Annotated in this window: 17 protein-coding genes; 11 read left to right on the forward strand and 6 right to left on the reverse strand. The window is 67.8% G+C overall.

The window, feature by feature from the left end; all coding sequences use genetic code 11:
* Positions 1-148 precede the first annotated feature (148 nt).
* On the reverse strand, positions 149-418 hold the full coding sequence (locus TS85_RS22620; RefSeq protein WP_044335286.1) for a DUF2171 domain-containing protein: 270 nt from the start codon (positions 416-418) through the stop codon (positions 149-151).
* A gap of 143 nt (positions 419-561) precedes the next feature.
* Here TS85_RS22620 and TS85_RS22625 point away from each other — a divergent pair, with 143 nt between their 5' ends.
* Genes TS85_RS22625 through TS85_RS22640 form a run of 4 tightly spaced genes read left to right on the forward strand, consistent with a single transcriptional unit; the run spans position 562 to position 2,719 of the window.
* Positions 562-897 (forward strand): hypothetical protein, encoded by a 336-nt coding sequence (locus tag TS85_RS22625; protein WP_044335288.1) that lies wholly within the window; start codon positions 562-564, stop codon positions 895-897.
* Entirely contained in the window at positions 894-1,118 is a 225-nt protein-coding gene (locus TS85_RS22630) for a hypothetical protein (RefSeq protein ID WP_044335290.1), read from the forward strand. The genes TS85_RS22625 and TS85_RS22630 overlap by 4 nt, the downstream gene beginning before the upstream one ends.
* Positions 1,115-1,642: a hypothetical protein gene (locus tag TS85_RS22635; protein ID WP_155006533.1), complete on the forward strand. Its 528-nt coding sequence runs from the start codon at positions 1,115-1,117 to the stop codon at positions 1,640-1,642. The genes TS85_RS22630 and TS85_RS22635 overlap by 4 nt, the downstream gene beginning before the upstream one ends.
* Positions 1,643-1,663: 21 nt before the next feature.
* Positions 1,664-2,719, forward strand: coding sequence for a ribonucleotide-diphosphate reductase subunit beta (locus TS85_RS22640; RefSeq protein WP_044335294.1), 1,056 nt, complete (start codon positions 1,664-1,666; stop codon positions 2,717-2,719).
* Positions 2,720-3,500: 781 nt separating this feature from the next.
* Here the strand turns inward: TS85_RS22640 and TS85_RS22645 are convergent.
* Positions 3,501-3,857: a GIY-YIG nuclease family protein gene (locus TS85_RS22645; protein WP_044335296.1), complete on the reverse strand. Its 357-nt coding sequence runs from the start codon at positions 3,855-3,857 to the stop codon at positions 3,501-3,503.
* Positions 3,858-4,036: 179 nt separating this feature from the next.
* On the opposite strand from TS85_RS22645, the gene TS85_RS22650 reads away from it, so the two are divergent.
* On the forward strand, positions 4,037-4,669 hold the full coding sequence (locus TS85_RS22650) for an outer membrane protein (protein WP_044335297.1): 633 nt from the start codon (positions 4,037-4,039) through the stop codon (positions 4,667-4,669).
* 132 nt (positions 4,670-4,801) lie between these two features.
* Positions 4,802-6,406, forward strand: a complete 1,605-nt coding sequence (locus TS85_RS22655; RefSeq protein ID WP_052508066.1) for an amidase — start codon at positions 4,802-4,804, stop codon at positions 6,404-6,406.
* Here TS85_RS22655 and TS85_RS22660 read toward each other — a convergent pair.
* The gene (locus TS85_RS22660) at positions 6,399-6,797 is read right to left on the reverse strand and encodes a DUF4345 domain-containing protein (RefSeq protein ID WP_044335298.1); all 399 of its coding nucleotides are present in this window, start codon (positions 6,795-6,797) and stop codon (positions 6,399-6,401) included. The genes TS85_RS22655 and TS85_RS22660 overlap by 8 nt on opposite strands.
* Positions 6,794-7,252, reverse strand: coding sequence for a DUF2721 domain-containing protein (locus TS85_RS22665; protein WP_044335300.1), 459 nt, complete (start codon positions 7,250-7,252; stop codon positions 6,794-6,796). The genes TS85_RS22660 and TS85_RS22665 overlap by 4 nt, the downstream gene beginning before the upstream one ends.
* A gap of 73 nt (positions 7,253-7,325) precedes the next feature.
* Between TS85_RS22665 and TS85_RS22670 the strand changes: the two genes are divergently transcribed.
* Both TS85_RS22670 and xth read left to right on the forward strand, forming a co-directional pair.
* Positions 7,326-8,480: a GNAT family N-acetyltransferase gene (locus tag TS85_RS22670; protein WP_077228759.1), complete on the forward strand. Its 1,155-nt coding sequence runs from the start codon at positions 7,326-7,328 to the stop codon at positions 8,478-8,480.
* Positions 8,461-9,231: an exodeoxyribonuclease III gene (gene xth / locus TS85_RS22675; protein ID WP_044335302.1), complete on the forward strand. Its 771-nt coding sequence runs from the start codon at positions 8,461-8,463 to the stop codon at positions 9,229-9,231. The genes TS85_RS22670 and xth overlap by 20 nt, the downstream gene beginning before the upstream one ends.
* Here the strand turns inward: xth and TS85_RS22680 are convergent.
* Entirely contained in the window at positions 9,218-10,444 is a 1,227-nt protein-coding gene (locus TS85_RS22680; protein ID WP_320407135.1) for an aminotransferase class V-fold PLP-dependent enzyme, read from the reverse strand. The genes xth and TS85_RS22680 overlap by 14 nt on opposite strands.
* 281 nt (positions 10,445-10,725) lie before the next feature.
* On the opposite strand from TS85_RS22680, the gene TS85_RS22685 reads away from it, so the two are divergent.
* Both TS85_RS22685 and TS85_RS22690 read left to right on the forward strand, forming a co-directional pair.
* The gene (locus tag TS85_RS22685) at positions 10,726-11,253 is read left to right on the forward strand and encodes a hypothetical protein (protein WP_227698582.1); all 528 of its coding nucleotides are present in this window, start codon (positions 10,726-10,728) and stop codon (positions 11,251-11,253) included.
* Entirely contained in the window at positions 11,250-12,596 is a 1,347-nt protein-coding gene (locus tag TS85_RS22690; protein WP_044335305.1) for a PepSY-associated TM helix domain-containing protein, read from the forward strand. Before TS85_RS22685 ends, TS85_RS22690 begins: the two co-directional genes overlap by 4 nt.
* On the opposite strand, the gene dld is transcribed toward TS85_RS22690, so the two are convergent.
* Positions 12,580-14,331, reverse strand: a complete 1,752-nt coding sequence (gene dld / locus TS85_RS22695) for a D-lactate dehydrogenase (RefSeq protein WP_044335307.1) — start codon at positions 14,329-14,331, stop codon at positions 12,580-12,582. The two genes, TS85_RS22690 and dld, sit on opposite strands and share 17 nt — an antisense overlap.
* 130 nt (positions 14,332-14,461) lie before the next feature.
* On the opposite strand from dld, the gene TS85_RS22700 reads away from it, so the two are divergent.
* The gene (locus TS85_RS22700) at positions 14,462-15,757 is read left to right on the forward strand and encodes an MFS transporter (protein ID WP_044336848.1); all 1,296 of its coding nucleotides are present in this window, start codon (positions 14,462-14,464) and stop codon (positions 15,755-15,757) included.
* Position 15,758 lies beyond the last annotated feature (1 nt).

A 15,758-nucleotide genomic window follows, 5' to 3' on the forward strand; every position in this document is an offset into this window, starting at 1 on the left:
CCTACGGCGGCGGGCCCCTTCCCTCTCCCACAAGGGGAGAGGGTGCTTGGGTACCTGCGTCCCTCTCCCCTTGTGGGAGAGGGAGGGAGCGCCGAAGGCGCGGAAGGGTGAGGGGGCCGTGCAGCCCTCCTCGCCCTCCGCGTCCGGTTCAGCCCTCGGACTCTTCCTCTTCGAACGTCACCGCCACGTCGGCATTGGCGCTCAGCCGGACCTTGTCGCCTTCGACTTCGGCGACCAGGCCGAGGGGGATATAATGGTGGTGCCCCGCATGGCTGCCCTCGGCGCCTTCGATCTGCGCGCCGCTGTCCTTCTTGGTCAGCTTGATGCGGTGATGCTCGACCTTGTCGACGGTACCGACATGGACGCCGTCGGCGCCGATGATTTCCATATGCTCGCGGACGTTGCTTTCATGGCCCATGGGGTGTCTCCTTTGGTGGGTTCGGATGGCGTAACGCATAGAAGGGCGGAACGGTGCCCGGCATCGGGCATTCCCCGAATGTGCGCCTTACCTATGGCGGCGCGCGTTTTGCCCGCAATCATACCCATGGATGGGAGACCGTCATGAAGCCGTTCCGTACCGCCCTCGCCTTGTCGGCGCTCGCGCTGCTCGCCGCCTGCGCGACGCAGGTGTCGACCAGCGTCCAGCCCGCCGCGCCGGGGTTCCTGTTCGGGCTGTGGCACGGCTTCATCTTTCCGGTGGCGTGGGTGTTCTCGCTCTTCGTGCCGGACATCGCGGTCTATGCGGTGCCCAACAATGGCGGCTGGTATGATTTCGGCTATTTCCTCGGCATCTGCGTGTTCGGCGTCGGCGCCAATCGCGGGGGCCGGGTGACGCGCATCGTCTATCGCGACCGGATCGTGCGCGAGCGGCCGGGCCGGGTGATCGACCACGAATGACGCGCAGCATCGCCTTGATGGCCGGAGTGGCGGGAGTCGCGGGCGCGGCGGGGCTGGTGACGCTGGTGCGTCCGGCGCTGGCGCGGCGCGCGCTCGGGCTGCCCGAGGCGGAGGCGACGCTGTATGCGCTGCGCATCGCGGGGATGATGCTCTTCGCGCTGGGGCTGTTCCTGGGCGGGTTTGCGACGGTGTTCACGCTGGCGACGGGAGGGGCGTGGTGAGCACGCCTGTCTTCCTACTTCTGGCGTTTGTCAGCGGTACAGTCGCCATTGGCCTGCTCTTCCTGCTTTTCAAGCTGCTCGACCCGCTGCTCGATCCTTTTCTCGGAACTGAATCGAGTTTGCAGCGCCTCCAGCGTCGTCGTGATCGGCGGCTGGCGCGCGGGCAGGACCGCTATTTCGAGGAACTGCGCAGCATTGATTCGGCTATCGCCAGCCATCTGGAGATTCAGCAGGCGAGCGGAGAACGCAAATGGCGGCCACGCCCCGCCACTTGGCTCTTGTTGCCCTGGTCTCTCTTCCTCGGTGGGTGGGTGCTTGGCGTTTTCGCACCGATGGCTGGACTGGGGCCGATTCCGTCCTCGGCCACAAATTTCGGCATGAGCTGGCTGATATTGGTCGGAGCTTCGTATCTACTGGAACCGGAACCCACCATCTTTCGGATTGACTGGCAACGCTATCTGACGGGAGCCGCGATGATCGCCGTTGGCGTGGCGGCCATTGCCTCTGACTTCTCTCGTTCGTAATTCTGTCTCGGAGTAACCCCCATGTCCCTTCTCGAAGCCCGCAAGACTTACAAGCCCTTTGAATATCCCTGGGCCTATGAGTTCTGGAAGCGGCAGCAGCAGATCCACTGGATGCCCGAGGAAGTGCCGTTGGGCGAGGATTGCCGCGACTGGGCGCAGAAGCTGTCGGATCATGAGCGTAACCTGCTGACCCAGATCTTCCGCTTCTTCACCCAGGCCGATGTCGAGGTGCAGAATTGCTATCACGAGCAATATGGCCGGGTGTTCAAGCCGACCGAGATCAAGATGATGCTCGCCGCCTTCTCCAACATGGAGACGGTGCATATCGCCGCGTACAGCCATCTGCTCGACACGATCGGGATGCCCGAGAGCGAGTATGGCATGTTCCTCGAATATGCCGAAATGAAGGACAAGCACGACTATCTCGGCACGTTCGGCGTCGACAATGACGAGGACATTGCCAAGACGCTGGCGATGTTCGGCGGCTTTACCGAGGGGCTCCAGCTCTTCGCCAGCTTCGCGATGCTGATGAACTTCCCGCGCTTCAACAAGATGAAGGGAATGGGCCAGATCGTCACCTGGTCGATCCGCGACGAAAGCCTGCACTGCGAGGGCATCATCAAGCTGTTCCACACCTTTGTGAAGGAGCGCGACTGCCTGACCAAGTCGGTGCGCAGCGATATCATGGACATGTGCCAGACGACGGTGCGGCTGGAGGATGCGTTCATCGACCTGGCGTTCGAACAGGGGCCGGTGAACGGCATGACGCCCAAGGAGATCAAGAAATATGTCCGCTACATCGCCGACTGGCGGCTGGGGCAATTGGGGATGAAGCCGATCTACCTGATCGAGGAACACCCGCTGCCCTGGCTGGCGCCGTTGCTCAACGGCGTGGAGCACGCCAATTTCTTCGAACAGCGCGCGACCGAATATTCGAAGGGCGCGACGCGGGGCAATTGGAACGAAGTGTGGGATTCGTTCGACAAGCGGCAAAAGGCGAAGGTCGTGGCCGTGGCGAACGAGGATGCGGGCGATAGCGGGGACATGTTCTCGCGCGCGGGGGTTGCGGCGGAATAGGCCGAGGGGGCCAACCGTCACCCCGGCCTTGTGCCGGGGCCCACGGTGCCGCGGGGGAATTACTCCGCGGCTCCGCCCGAACCGCTTGCCGCAAGCATCCGTGACGATGACCGACGGGCGCCGCCCCTTGGCCGTTCCCTCGGCTGCCCGGTGGGCCCCGGCACAAGGCCGGGGTGACAATTGTGGGTGGCGGCGGCCTCACCACCGTCACCCCGGCCTTGTGCCGGGGCCCACGGTGCCACATCGGAATCCCCCTCGCTGCTTTGCGCGACCGCCCGCCGCAGGCGTCCGTGGCGGTGACCGACGGGCGCCGCCGCTTGGCCGTTTGCTGGCTGCCCGGTGGGCCCCGGCACGAGGCCGGGGTGACAGTTGTGGGTGGCGGCGGCCTCACCACCGTCACCCCGGCCTTGTGCCGGGGCCCACGGTGCCACATCGGAATCCCCCTCGCTGCTTCGCGCGACCGCCCGCCGCAAGCATCCGTGACGATGACCGACGGGCGCCGCCGCTTGGTCGTCCCCCGGCTGCCCGGTGGGCCCCGGCACGAGGCCGGGGTGACAATTGTGGGTGGCGGCGGCCTCACCATCGTCACCCCGGCCTTGTGCCGGGGCCCACGGTGCCACATCGGAATCCCCCCCGCTCTTTGCGCGACCGCCTGCCGCAAGCATGCGTGGCGGTGACCGACGGGCGCCGCCGCTTGGTCGTTCCTTCGGCTGCCCGGTGGGCCCCGGCACGAGGCCGGGGTGACAGTTGTGGGTGGCGGTGGTGGGGGGAAAAGCCGACCTCACCCCAATGGCGGTAACCCAAACCCCACTGCCAGGTCATTCCATTCCGGGTTCTGGCGCTCGATCAGGTTGCGCTTCCAGTCACGGCGATAGCGTTTGAGCTGCTTTTCGCGGTGGATCGCCGCGTCCATCGTCTCGGCGACTTCGAAATAGACCAGCCGGCGGATGCCATATCGGCGCGTATGCCCCGCAAAGGCGCCGTCGCGGTGCTGCATCACCCGCCCGACCAGGTTGGACGTCACCCCGACATAGAGCGTGCCGTTATAGCCGCTCGCAAGGATATAGACACAGGGGGTTCGCTCGATCACGCACCGCAGACTGGCTGCGAGTCCGTCGCGCAGCAACCCGCCGTTCATCCCCCCGCAAGAAACCGTGTCCCCAGCGCAACAGTCCCCGATTTCCGCGCTTTTCTGCACGACCGCAGTGCAACAAACGGACTCCTCGCGCTTTGAACCCCCGCCGACGCCGACTGCCCAGCGTATCCGGGCCTTTGCGGCGTCGGCCAGTTTCAACAGTGCAAAGGTCTTTCCCCAACATGCGTATCCTTCTCGCCGCGGCGCTTGCCGCGAGCCTTCCTGCCGTCGCGCACGCGCAGGACGCCTATCCGGCTGCCGATACCGGCGCCGAAACCACCGCCGCCACCACCAGTGTCGCAACCTCGCCCGACGGCTCGCGCGCCTTTGGCATCGAGCCCTATTTCGGCGTCATGGGCGGCTATGAGCAGTTCGATAACACCCGTCCCGCAGCCGGAATGCCCAGCATCCCCGGCGGTCGCGATTTCGATGGCGGGATCGTCCAGGGCGTGATCGGCGTCAACGTGCCGCTCGGGCCGCTCTTCGTCGGTGCCGAGGGCAATGCGACCAAGGGCTTCAAGGGCGATATCGACTGGGAATATGGCGTCGCCGGCCGTGCGGGCTTCCGCATCGGCGAGAGCGGGCTGATCTACGGCAAGGCCGGCTATCAGTGGGTCAATTTCGACACGCTGGGCAAGGACAGCCGCGATTATCACGACATCACGGCGGGCCTCGGCATCGAAGTCGGCCCCAAGTCGATCGGGCTGGGCGGCATCACGGGCCATTCGGGCGTTCGCCTGCGCCTGGAAGTGAACAGCTTCGGCAAGGACTTCAACAGCTTCCAGCCGATGGCGGGCATCATCGCGCACTTCTGATCCGGTAACGGAACAGCGCGCAACCGGCGGCCCCGACGCAGCGATGCGCCGGGGCCGTCTGGCATTTGCCACGGGGCTGGTGCCCGGAACGGCGTTCGCCTAGCCTATCTTCGGGTTTGATGGAGGGCGGAAATGCGGTTCTGGTTGGCGGCGGCGATACTGGCGAGCGCGGCGGTTCCGGCGGCGGCGCAGGACATTGTGACGCGCGAATTGCCCGGCAGGGGCTTTGCCGTCGAGGAAAAGTCGATCGACGCGCTGCAGGCGATGCTGGCCGCCGGGACGGCCACCAGCGCGGGGCTGGTCGACGCCTATATCGAGCGTATCCGCACGATCGACCGCGCGGGCCCGACGCTCCGCAGCGTCATCGCGGTCACCCCCGACGCGCTGGCGCAGGCGGCGGCGAGCGACAAACGGCGCAAGGCGGGCACGCTGCTGGGGCCGCTCGACGGGGTGCCGGTGCTGATCAAGGACAATATCGAGACGCGCGAATTGCCCACCACGGCGGGCAGCCTGGCGCTCGCCGCCAACGACACCAAGCGCGACGCGCCGGTGGTGGCTTTGCTGCGGGCGCAGGGTGCGGTGATCCTGGGCAAGACCAACCTCAGCGAATGGGCCAATATCCGCTCCAACAATTCGATGAGCGGATGGAGCGCGGTCGGCGGGCTGGTGAAGAACCCCTATGCGCTGGATCGCTCCGCCTGCGGATCGTCGAGCGGGTCGGGCGCGGCGGTCGCGGCGAGCCTGGCGGCGGTGGCGGTGGGGACCGAGACCGATGGATCGGTGGTGTGCCCGGCGTCGATGAACGGGCTGGTCGGGCTGAAACCCACGCTCGGACTGGTCAGCCGCACGCATGTCGTGCCGATCAGCCATAGCCAGGATACGCCGGGGCCGATGGGCCGGAGCGTCAAGGACGTGGCGCTGCTGTTCGCCGCGATGATCGGGAGCGACCCCGCCGACGCCGCAACCAAGGGCGCAGACGGCTATCGCCGCGACTATGCGGCGGGGCTGCGCGGCGATGCGCTGAAGGGCATGCGGGTCGGCTATTGGCGGCCCGAGATGGAGGCGCCGCTGGGCGCCGCGTTCGACAAGGCGCTGGACGTGCTGCGCGGGGCGGGCGCGATTTTGGTCGAAGTGAAGATGCCCGAGCTGAAGGGGCTGGGCGAGGCCGAGAGCGTGGTGCTGTATACCGAGCTGAAGGCCGATCTCGCCGCCTATCTGGCGACCACGCCGGCGGCGGTGACGGTGCGGACGCTGGCCGATGTCATCGCGTTCAACGACGCGCATGCCGATGCCGAAATGCCGTTTTTCGGGCAGGAGACGTTCTTGAAGTCGGAGAAGCTGAAGGGCCTCGATGACCCCGAATATCTGGGCGCGCGGGCCAAATCGCTGCGGCTGGCGGGGGTCGAGGGGATCGATGCGATGCTGAAGACGGGGGATGTCCGGCTGCTCGTCACCCCGACTTATGGCACGCCGTGGCTGAGCGATCCGGCGCATGGCGACCAGTTCACCGGCCCTTCGGCGAGCGAATTGCCCGCGGTATCGGGCTATCCGCATCTGACCGTGCCGATGGGGCTGGTCGAGGGGTTGCCCGCCGGGCTGTCGTTCATCGGGACCGCGTATAGCGACGGGCTGTTGCTGGGGGCGGGCTATGCCTATGAGCAGGCGAGCCATGCCCGCGTCGTGCCGCGCTATCTGCCCAGCGCGCCCGCCGATCTGGGGCCGCGCGCGATCAGGTGAGGCGGCGCGCCACCCGCGCCTGCCACAGCAGCAGCAGCGGCAGTTCGACCAGTTCGATGCCAAGCCCGATGCGGTGGCCGAGCGAGGGCGCGCCGACCAGCGCCAGCGAGAGCAGCCGCGCGAGCCCGCCGACGAACACCATCGCGCCGAGCATCCGCAGCCGCGCGCCGTTGCGCTCGACATTGGGGATGCACGCCGCGAACAGCAGCAGCATGCCCAGGAACAGGCCGGAGACATAGCGGAAATGGCTGTCGAGGTCGGTCGGCACGCTCGGCGGACGGCCCAGGAAATGGGGGCCGCCGACAATACCCTCGATCGCGGCGCTGAGTGGCAGCAGCAGGGTGAGGATCATCGCCGCCTGAAGCAGTCGCTTCTCGGCGACGGGGGTCATTTGCGGCGGTCGAGTTCGAGCAGTTCCTCGCGGACATGGATCGCGCCCAGCGACATCCGCACCTCGACCAGGAAATAGACCAGCCCGGTCATCAGCAACAGCATCGAAACCACGAAGGCGATGGCGACCACCGCCCCGACATGCAGCGCGAACAGGCGCGAGACGAACATCAGCGCAACGACGAAGCAGGTCGACAGCGCGCTGGACACGCACAGGAAGATCGCGGTGTTGATGACCGAGATGCGGCGATCGATCAGGCGCAGTTCCCAGACATGGCGGTCATGCTCCGGTCCGGTCGAGCTGGGGTGAAGCTGTTCGAGCCCGCGTGCCCGATCGACGATTCGCGCCAGCCGCCCGACCATCACGTTCAGGATGGCGCCGATTCCGGCGAGCAGGAACACCGGGGCGATTGCCGTCTGGATCGTGTCCGCGACTGTGGAGAGATAGGGTCCCATTGCCCGCCTTATGAAGGCGATAGGGGTGGGGCGTCAAACGGGTTGGTAACGCCTGTGCGCTAATGGGGACGTCATGACGAAGCCGATGCCGCTCGACGAGTTCACCCGCCTGCCCCCGGCATTGGGCGTCGAGCGCGTCGATGGGCTGGCGGGGGCGATCGACAGCGTCGCCGCACGCGCCGCGCCGTCGCACCGCTTCCTGCGCTATGGCTGGTACGCAGCCGCGCTGCGGGCCTATGGCGGGGCGGCGCGGACGGTGAGCGTGGTGCGCGAGGGGATTGCCGTCGCCGCGATGCCGGTGGTGGCGACCGGGCCGGCGGCGCTGGGGCTGGTGTCGGTGCCCGGCTGCTATTGGCCGTTCCGCAGCTTTCCCGTCGCCGAGGATGCTGGAGTCGAAGTCGCCGACGCGCTGCTCGGGGCGCTGGCGCGGGGCGCACGCGCGCTGCGGATCGGGCCGGTCTATGATGGCGATCCCGGGCTGGAATTGCTCAAGGCGGCGGCGCGGGCGCGGGGATGGGCGGTGCTCGACCGGTTCGTAGCCGATTCGTACCTGCTCGACATGGCGGCGCTGCGGGTGGAGGGGATCTGGCCGCGCAACTCGACGCTGCGCAAGAACCGCTTCCACGAAAAGCATCTGGCGGCGCATGGCGCGCTCGACTGGGGGTTCGTGGAAGGCGCGGGGTGGGACGATGCCGCGTTCGATGCGCTGGCGGCGGTGGAGGAGAGGAGCTGGATCGCGGCGCGGACCGACGGATCGGATGCCAAGTTCACCGCCACCGGTCACGGCGCCTTTTGGCGCGCGGCGGCAGAAGACCCGGTGATCGCCGGGATGCTGTGGGCGGCGGTGCTGCGCGTCGATGGCGTGCCGACCGCCTTCTCGTTCGACCTGAACACGGGCGCGCTCAAATATGCGATCGCCAACAGCTATGACCCGGCGGTGGGCAAGCATTCGCCGGGCAAGCTGCTCTATTACCGCAACCTGATCCGGGCGATCGAGGACGGGATCAGCACCGTTGACTGGGGGGCGGGGGATGGCGGGTATAAGCAGGTGATCGGTGCGGCGCGCGGGCCGGCGATCCGCGACTGGCTGTTCGTGCGGCCCGGTCCCTCTGCCTTCGCCGCAAAAATGCTGCGCAGCATCTGGATGCGCAGCGGGCATCGTCAGGCGGCGCCCGGAACCGAACCGGTACCCCAGGCGATGTCGCCAAGTGAAGATCGCGACCTATAACGTCAATGGAATCAACGGCCGGCTGCCGGTGCTGCTGCGCTGGCTGGAGGAGGCTGCGCCCGATGTCGTGTGCCTCCAGGAACTGAAGGCGCCCGACGAGAAATTCCCCGAAGCCGCGATCCGCGACGCAGGCTATGGCGCGATCTGGCAGGGGCAAAAGAGCTGGAACGGCGTCGCGATCCTGGCGCGCGGGTGCGATCCGGTCGAGACGCGGCGCGGCTTGCCCGGCGACCCGGAGGATGCGCAGAGCCGCTATATCGAGGCGGCGGTCGAAGGGGTGCTGGTCGCGGGGCTGTATCTGCCCAATGGCAATCCGCGGCCGGGCCCGAAATTCGACTATAAGCTGCGCTGGTTCGAGCGGCTGATCGAACATGCGACGGGGTTGTTCGGCACCGATGCGCCGGTGGTGATCGCAGGCGATTACAATGTGATGCCGACCGAACGCGACGTGTACAAGCCCGAACGCTGGACCGACGACGCGCTGTTCGCGCCCGAAGTGCGCGCCGCCTATGCCCGGCTGCTGGCACAGGGATGGACCGACGCGCTGCGCCATCTCCATCCCGACGAGACGATCTATACCTTCTGGGACTATTTCCGGAACGCCTATGCCCGCGACGCCGGGCTGCGGATCGACCATCTGCTGGTCAATCGCCCCGCGGCGAAGCGGCTGCGCGCGGCGGAGGTCGATCGGTCGGTGCGCGGGTGGGAGAAGAGCAGCGACCATGCGCCGGTGTGGATCACGCTCGACTGATTGTCCGCAGGGCGTCTGCCAGCGTATCGACCTCGTCCAACCGAGTCATCAGCGCGGGCGTCACCCGCACGCAGCTCCCCGAGGCGAGCCCGTCGCGGTGGACGGTGAAGATGCGATGCTGGTCGAGCAGCGTGCGGGCCAGCGCCATATTCTCCGCACGCGTGGTGCGCCCGGTCAGCCGGAACGACGTGATCGCACAGTGTAGCCGTGGGTCGGGCGGTGTCAGCACCTGAATCCCCGGCAGGTCGCGCACCCGATCCACCCAGCGATCGCGCAGCAGCCGCAACCGCGCCTCGCGCGCGGCGCCGCCGATCGCCTGCTGGAAGTCGAGCGCGGCGGGGACGGTGAGCTGCGCGGCGAAGTCGACCGTGCCGGTATGGACGCGGGTGTGGATGGCGAGGGGCGCGTCGGCGGGCTCGGCGGGGTCGGGATCGATGTCGGCGACGCGCCCGCGCTTTATGTAGAGCGCGCCGACGCCGAGCGGTGCGCCGAGCCATTTGTGGACGTTGATGCCGATGAAGTCGGCCTCCAGCGCGGGGAGGGTGACGTCGATCTGGCCGACGCCGTGCGCGGCGTCGACGATCGCGTCGATCCCGCGGGCGCGCGCCATCCGCGCAATCTCGGCGACGGGAAGCACCAGCCCGGTGCGGTGGCTGACATGGGTGAGGAGCACCATGCGCAGCCGCGGATTGGCATCGAACGCGGCGGCATAGGCGTCGATCAGCCCCTGATAGGTTGCGGGTTCGGGCAGCGCGATCTTCGCCACGGTGACGCCGCGGCGGCTGGCGAGCGCGGCGACGCAGGCCTGCATGCTGTCATAATCGAGATCGGCCATCAGCACGCCGTCGCCCGGACGCAGCCGGTTATAGCCGAGGATCAACGTCTTCAGCGCTTCGGTGGCGTTGCGGGTAAAGGCGATCTCGTCGACGCCGACGCCCATCGCCGCCGCCAGCCGCGCCCGCGCCGCGGCGATATCGCCGGGCATCGTGCGGCGTGCATAGAAGCTGGTCTCGCGGTTCACGCGATCGAGCTGGGCGCGATACTCGGCGAGCACCGGGCGCGGCATCAGCCCCCAGTTTCCGTGTTCGAGCTGGATGACGTCGCGGGTGACATCATAGTGCGCGGCGACCGCGTCCCAATCGTCCGCGGCGCGCGCGGGGAGCGCGGCCGCGAGCGGGAGCGCGGCGGCGCCGAGCAAGGTCCTGCGGTTCATTTCCATGTGGTTCCCTGGAGTTTGCGCCATCGCAGCGTTGTATGGCGTTAGCAGTGGCGGCGGCGCATGACGCCTGCGTTTCAGTCCCGGCGGTGATTTCTAATTTGCGAACGTGTCGCAATCTCATTAGATCGATGCGCGGCGCGGCTTTCGTCTGCCGTCGCGCAGCGCAAGGGGGTAAGGTTGAAACGCTACGCATCGTCGCTCGCAGGCGACCTCGGGACCCGATGATGGCGGACGCATTTCTTGTCGCCGCGGGCATAAGCGCAATCGGTGGCTGCGTGGCGCTGCGCCGCGCCTGGTCGCTGCCGCGCCGCTCCCCGCAGTGGAACGCTACGGGCTGGGGCCTGTTCGCAGTCGCCGCGGTGCTCGGATGGCTTGGCGCGGGTGCATGGGGGGTGTCGGTCGCCGGACTGTGCGGGATGGGCGCGGCGTTGGTGCTGCTCGCTTATGCCGCCGCGACGGCACCGGCGGTCGACAAGGCCAGGGCGTCGAACCGACGCGTGGGCGCGCTGCCTGCCGCGGGCGAGCCGTGGCGGGTCGGGCGGCGCATCGCGACCTTCGCAATGGTGGTGCTGGTCGCGGCGATCGTCTCGATCGGGCTTGGGCTGGCCGCGCGCGCGATCCTGGGCTGGGCGGGCGCGGGCGAGGCGAACGCGATCACGATGGGCTTTTTCACGATGCCGCTGGCATGGGCGCTGCTCGTCTTCGCGGTGATGCTGGAGGAGCGCCGCGCGCGGCAATGGCGGCTGCTGGCGCTGGCGAGCGTGCCGGGCGTGCTGGCCGTGGCGGGAGGGCTGGCGACGTGACCGCAATTCCCGAAGGCGCGACGGTCAAGCGATCGCTGTCGGCGCATGCCGCAGTCGGGCTGCTGGCCGGGGCGCTGCTCTATATCGTCAGCCTCACCGGAACGATCGCGGTGTTCTTCGAGGAATGGCAGCGCATCGAACAGCGCGGCGCACCCGAAATGACCGCGATCGAGCCCCAGGCGCTCCAGCGCGGGATCGCGGCGGTGCTGGCGAGCGAGGCGGGCAAGCCGCGGACGACGCATCTCTTTGCCCATCTCCCGGTCGAATCGCTGCCGCGCACGACGATTACCACCGATACGCAGGCCGTGCATCTGGATGCGCAGGGCGCGACCGCCGCGCGCGAGGAAGTCGCCTGGTCCGATTTTCTGGTCGAGCTCCATTATCTGCTCAACATTCCCGGCATTGTCGGGCTGGCGCTGGTCGGGATGCTCGGCGTGATGATGCTGATGCTCGCGCTGTCGGGCGTGATCGCGCATCCGCGGATCTTTCGCGACGCCTTCCGGCTGCGCGCGCGCAATCCGAACGGGATCGGGCTGGCCGACTGGCACAACCGGCTGAGCGTATGGACGCTGCCCTTTACCGTGGCGATCGCGCTGACCGGCGCAGTGATCGGGCTGGGGAGTCTTACCGGCTATGCCGTGGCGCAGCTCGATTATGGCGGCGATGTCGAGGCCGTCTATGCTCCCATCTTCGGCGGCGAAGGCAAGCCCGATCCGCGCGCGGCGCCGGTGCCCAATGTCGAAGCGGCGCTGACCTATATGCGGGCGCATCATCCCGGGCTGCGGCTCAGCTATGTGACGCTGCACGACCCGTTGACTGTGGGGCAGCATATCCAGGTCATCGGGACGCCCGAGCGGCGGCTGGTGTTCGGCGAATATTATAATTTCGACGCGCAGGGCCGCTTTGTCGGGACCGCCGGGCTGTCCGACGGCGCGCTGGGCCAGCAGGCGTCGGCATCGACCTATAACCTGCATTTCGGCAATTTCGGCGGGTTGCCGGTCAAGATCGGCTATTTCGTGCTGGGGGCTGCGCTGACCGCGATCTGCGCGACGGGCAGCTATATCTGGCTCGGCAAGCGGCGGCGGCGCGGGATCGACGAGCCGCGGCTGCGCGCGGTGTGGGATGCGGTAGTATGGGGATCGCCCGCGATCCTGGCGGCGACCTTCGTGCTGCGCAAGCTGCTGGGCAATGGCGTGCCGCTGGTCGCGATCTATTGGCTGGGCAGCGTGGCGCTGATCATCGCCGGGGTGGTGGTGTGGACGCCGGGCCGGCTGGCGCGGGCGCTGCAGGCTGCGCTGGCGGTGCTGGTGGTGGCGGGGGCCGGGCTCACGCTGGCGGGGTGAGCCCCGGCCGCGGCGGGGCGGCGTCGCGGCTGGTCTCGCCAATGCCGGGGTTGAATATGTTGCACGGATCGAGCGCAGCATAATGCGCGCGCAGCGCGGGCTTGGCCGGATAGAGGTGCCCGACATTATGCTCGGCGGGATATTCGGCGCCGCGCGCGTCGAGCAGCGCCCACATCGCGTGTTCGAGCGCGACCGGATCGGTGCCCTTGCGGACGATATAGTCCTGGTGGAACACGTGGCACAGGAAATGCCCGTAATAGAGCGCGTGGAGGATCGGCGCCGACAGCGGATCGGGCAGGCGTTCGAACCAGTCGGTGGCGTTGCGGGGCAGCGCGATGTCGAGCGCGACGATGTCCCCGACGGTGTCGCGATGGATCTGGCGATAGCGCACCGCGGCGCCGGCGGCGGCGAAGCGGTGGAGGAATGCCGCGTCGCCCTCTTCGCTTGTGCATTCGAACCAGTCGCCATGGGCCGAGGGAAAGCGCGCCGCCAGCGCCGCGCGCGCCTCGTCCGCGCCTTCCTCCGAAACCCGCAGCATCAGATAATGGGCGAAACGATCGCGATAGTCGCGCAGCCGCGCGGGCAGCGGGTCGGGCAGGCGATCGGCGCCCCATTGCAAGAGGCGGTCGGCAAGATGTTCGCCCAGAAAGGGCAGGCGGGCAGCGAGCGAATCGACCTTCGCCTTGGCGGCATAGAGAAGCGGCAGGCGATCGGTGCCGAGGCGCCGGATCGCGAGATAGGTGTCCTTGCCATAGCGCGCCGCGATGTCGAACGCGTCGCGATGCATATATTCCGCCGCGATCGGAAGCTGGGTGAAGCTGCCCAGGATCGTGCGGCGAAGCTCGGCGAGTTCGGTCGGATCGTTGGTGCCGATATAGAAGACGCGGGTCGCCGCTTCCTTCGGGAAAGTGTCGAGGCGGACGGCGAACACCATCAGCTTGCCCGCGCTGCCCGATGCTTCGAACAGCCGGGCAGGGTCGGCGTTGAAACGGGCGGGCGTTTCGGCGTCGATGGCGCGGACATGCGCGCCATAATGCGGGTCCGACGCGACGCGATCGGGCAGTGCGGCAACGTCGGCGGCGTCGAACGCGCCGCGCTCGAGCCGGTCGAGCATCGCCACCGGATCGTCGCCCAGCGCGATGCCGAGATGATTGACCAGCGACAGCACCCCCTGCGCATCGACGCGGGCATAGAGCGCCAACTCGGTATAGGCCGGGCCGCGGCGGACCAGCGCGCCGCCCGAATTGTTGCAGACCCCGCCCATCACCGACGCGCCGATGCACGACGAGCCGATCACCGAATGCGGCTCGCGCCCCAGCGGCTTGAGCCGTGCCTCCAGCGCATAGAGCGTCGTGCCCGGCAACGCGACGACCTGCGTGCCGTCGCGGACCAGATGGAGCCCCTTGATCCGCAGCGTATTGATCACGACCACGGGCCGGTCATAGGCGCCGTGCGGCGTCGATCCGCCGGTAAGCCCGGTATTCGCTGCCTGTGGGATCACGATCACCCCCGCGGCGACGCATGCCTGGAGCACGCGCCATTGCTCGACCAGCGTCCCCGGCCGCACCACCGCGAGCACGGGGCCGCCGCCGAAGCGATAGCCGGTGCGGTGGCGCAGCGTCGCGCGGTCGCCCGCCAGCACATGGCGGCGCCCGACGATCGCGCGCAGCTCGTCGAGCAGCGCCGCAGTGCTGCGCGTGTCGTGGCGGGGAGCGTGAGGAAGCGTTGGCTGCATCGCGCGGTTCCTGTCCCAATCGGAGCATTTGGGCAAGCGCCGGCGCGCATGGACTTTCGAATTTCTTCGATATATTGCTGTCCGCAAATCCGCAGCCGATCGGCAAGCGGGATCGGGGGAGAGAGACATCGTGACAGCGACGCGCGCCACGCAGCCAGCCGAACGGGGCGGCAGCAAGCCCGAGGATTGGAAGAACACGATCCTCGCCGGGCTGGCCAATTATATCGATTCGGGATCGATCGTCGCCGGGTCGGCGGCGCTGGCGCTGTGGGTCGAGGCCTATCATCTCGACAATACTTTGGTGGGGCTGCTCGGCGCATTCGGGCCGAATGCGATTTCGGCGGGGATCGGCGCGCTGATCGGCGGCCGGCTGTGCGACCTGATCGGGCGCAAGAAGATCTACCAATACGACATGCTGTTCTACGCGTTCGGCATGCTGTGGCTGGTGTTCGCGATGAACGCCTGGATGATCGTGATCGGCTTTTTCCTCGTCGGCCTCGCGGTGGGCGCGGACATTCCCGCCTCCTGGTCGCTGATCCTGGAGATGGCGCCCGACCGCGAGCGGGGCAAGCATAGCGGGGTCGCGCAGGTGCTATGGTATCTGGGGCCGGTCGTCGTGCTGCTGATGTTCCTCGTGCTCACCCCGCTGGGGCTGCTCGGTGCGCGGCTGGTGTTCGCGCATCTGGCGATCCTGGCGGTCGCGCTGACCTTCCTGCGCTCGCGGATGCATGAGTCGGTGCGCTGGCTGGAGGCGCAGGCGAGCGTCGAGCCGGGCGGGCCGGCGCCCGAACGCTCGCGGCTGCGCGATCTGTTCACGCGCCAGCATATCGGGTCGATGGCGTTCCTTGCCGGCATGTACGTGTTCTGGAACCTGTGGGCGGGGACCAACGGCTTCTTCTTTCCCTATATCCTGCGCACTGTGGGGGCGCAGAGCCAGGCGACGGCGGTGGCGATCCAGGCGCTGAGCTTCCTGATCGGGATGCTGTCGATCTGGCTGATCTTCATGCGGCTGGCGGATCGGGTGGACCAGCGGCTGTTGTTCCTCGCCTCGGCAGTGATCCAGGTGGTGGGGATGGCACTGCTGGCACTGTTCCCGCTGACGCTGACGGTCGCGCTGATCCATGTGTTCCTGATGGCGTTCGGCCAGGGTTTCGGCGCGCAATGCTTCTTCCAGCTGTGGAGCGGCGAGATGTTCCCGACGCTGCTGCGCAGCACCGCGCAGGGCGTGATGTTCGCAGTGGTGCGCGTGACGCTGGGCGTCTTCAGCTTCTTCGTGCCCATGCTCACCGCGACCGGGTTCACGACGCTGGCGTGGATCCTCACCGGCTTCCTGGTGATCAGCGGGCTGATCGGGGTGCTCGGCGCGCCGCGCAACGAAGGCAAGTCGCTCGAGGAGATCGACCGCGAGCGCATCGCCAAGGCGTGAG

This window comes from Sphingomonas hengshuiensis, from assembly GCF_000935025.1.
In the GTDB taxonomy this organism is placed as follows: domain Bacteria; phylum Pseudomonadota; class Alphaproteobacteria; order Sphingomonadales; family Sphingomonadaceae; genus Sphingomonas; species Sphingomonas hengshuiensis.

Coding starts and splice junctions, on each gene's coding strand:
- TS85_RS22670 (WP_077228759.1), top strand. CDS start 7,326: ATGACGAAGCCGATGCCGCTCGACGAGTTCACCCGCCTGCCCCCGGCA.
- TS85_RS22640 (WP_044335294.1), top strand. CDS start 1,664: ATGTCCCTTCTCGAAGCCCGCAAGACTTACAAGCCCTTTGAATATCCC.
- TS85_RS22650 (WP_044335297.1), top strand. CDS start 4,037: ATGCGTATCCTTCTCGCCGCGGCGCTTGCCGCGAGCCTTCCTGCCGTC.
- TS85_RS22645 (WP_044335296.1), bottom strand. CDS start 3,857: ATGAACGGCGGGTTGCTGCGCGACGGACTCGCAGCCAGTCTGCGGTGC.
- TS85_RS22655 (WP_052508066.1), top strand. CDS start 4,802: ATGCGGTTCTGGTTGGCGGCGGCGATACTGGCGAGCGCGGCGGTTCCG.
- TS85_RS22665 (WP_044335300.1), bottom strand. CDS start 7,252: ATGGGACCCTATCTCTCCACAGTCGCGGACACGATCCAGACGGCAATC.
- dld (WP_044335307.1), bottom strand. CDS start 14,331: ATGCAGCCAACGCTTCCTCACGCTCCCCGCCACGACACGCGCAGCACT.
- TS85_RS22630 (WP_044335290.1), top strand. CDS start 894: ATGACGCGCAGCATCGCCTTGATGGCCGGAGTGGCGGGAGTCGCGGGC.
- TS85_RS22620 (WP_044335286.1), bottom strand. CDS start 418: ATGGGCCATGAAAGCAACGTCCGCGAGCATATGGAAATCATCGGCGCC.
- TS85_RS22625 (WP_044335288.1), top strand. CDS start 562: ATGAAGCCGTTCCGTACCGCCCTCGCCTTGTCGGCGCTCGCGCTGCTC.
- TS85_RS22660 (WP_044335298.1), bottom strand. CDS start 6,797: ATGACCCCCGTCGCCGAGAAGCGACTGCTTCAGGCGGCGATGATCCTC.
- TS85_RS22680 (WP_320407135.1), bottom strand. CDS start 10,444: ATGAACCGCAGGACCTTGCTCGGCGCCGCCGCGCTCCCGCTCGCGGCC.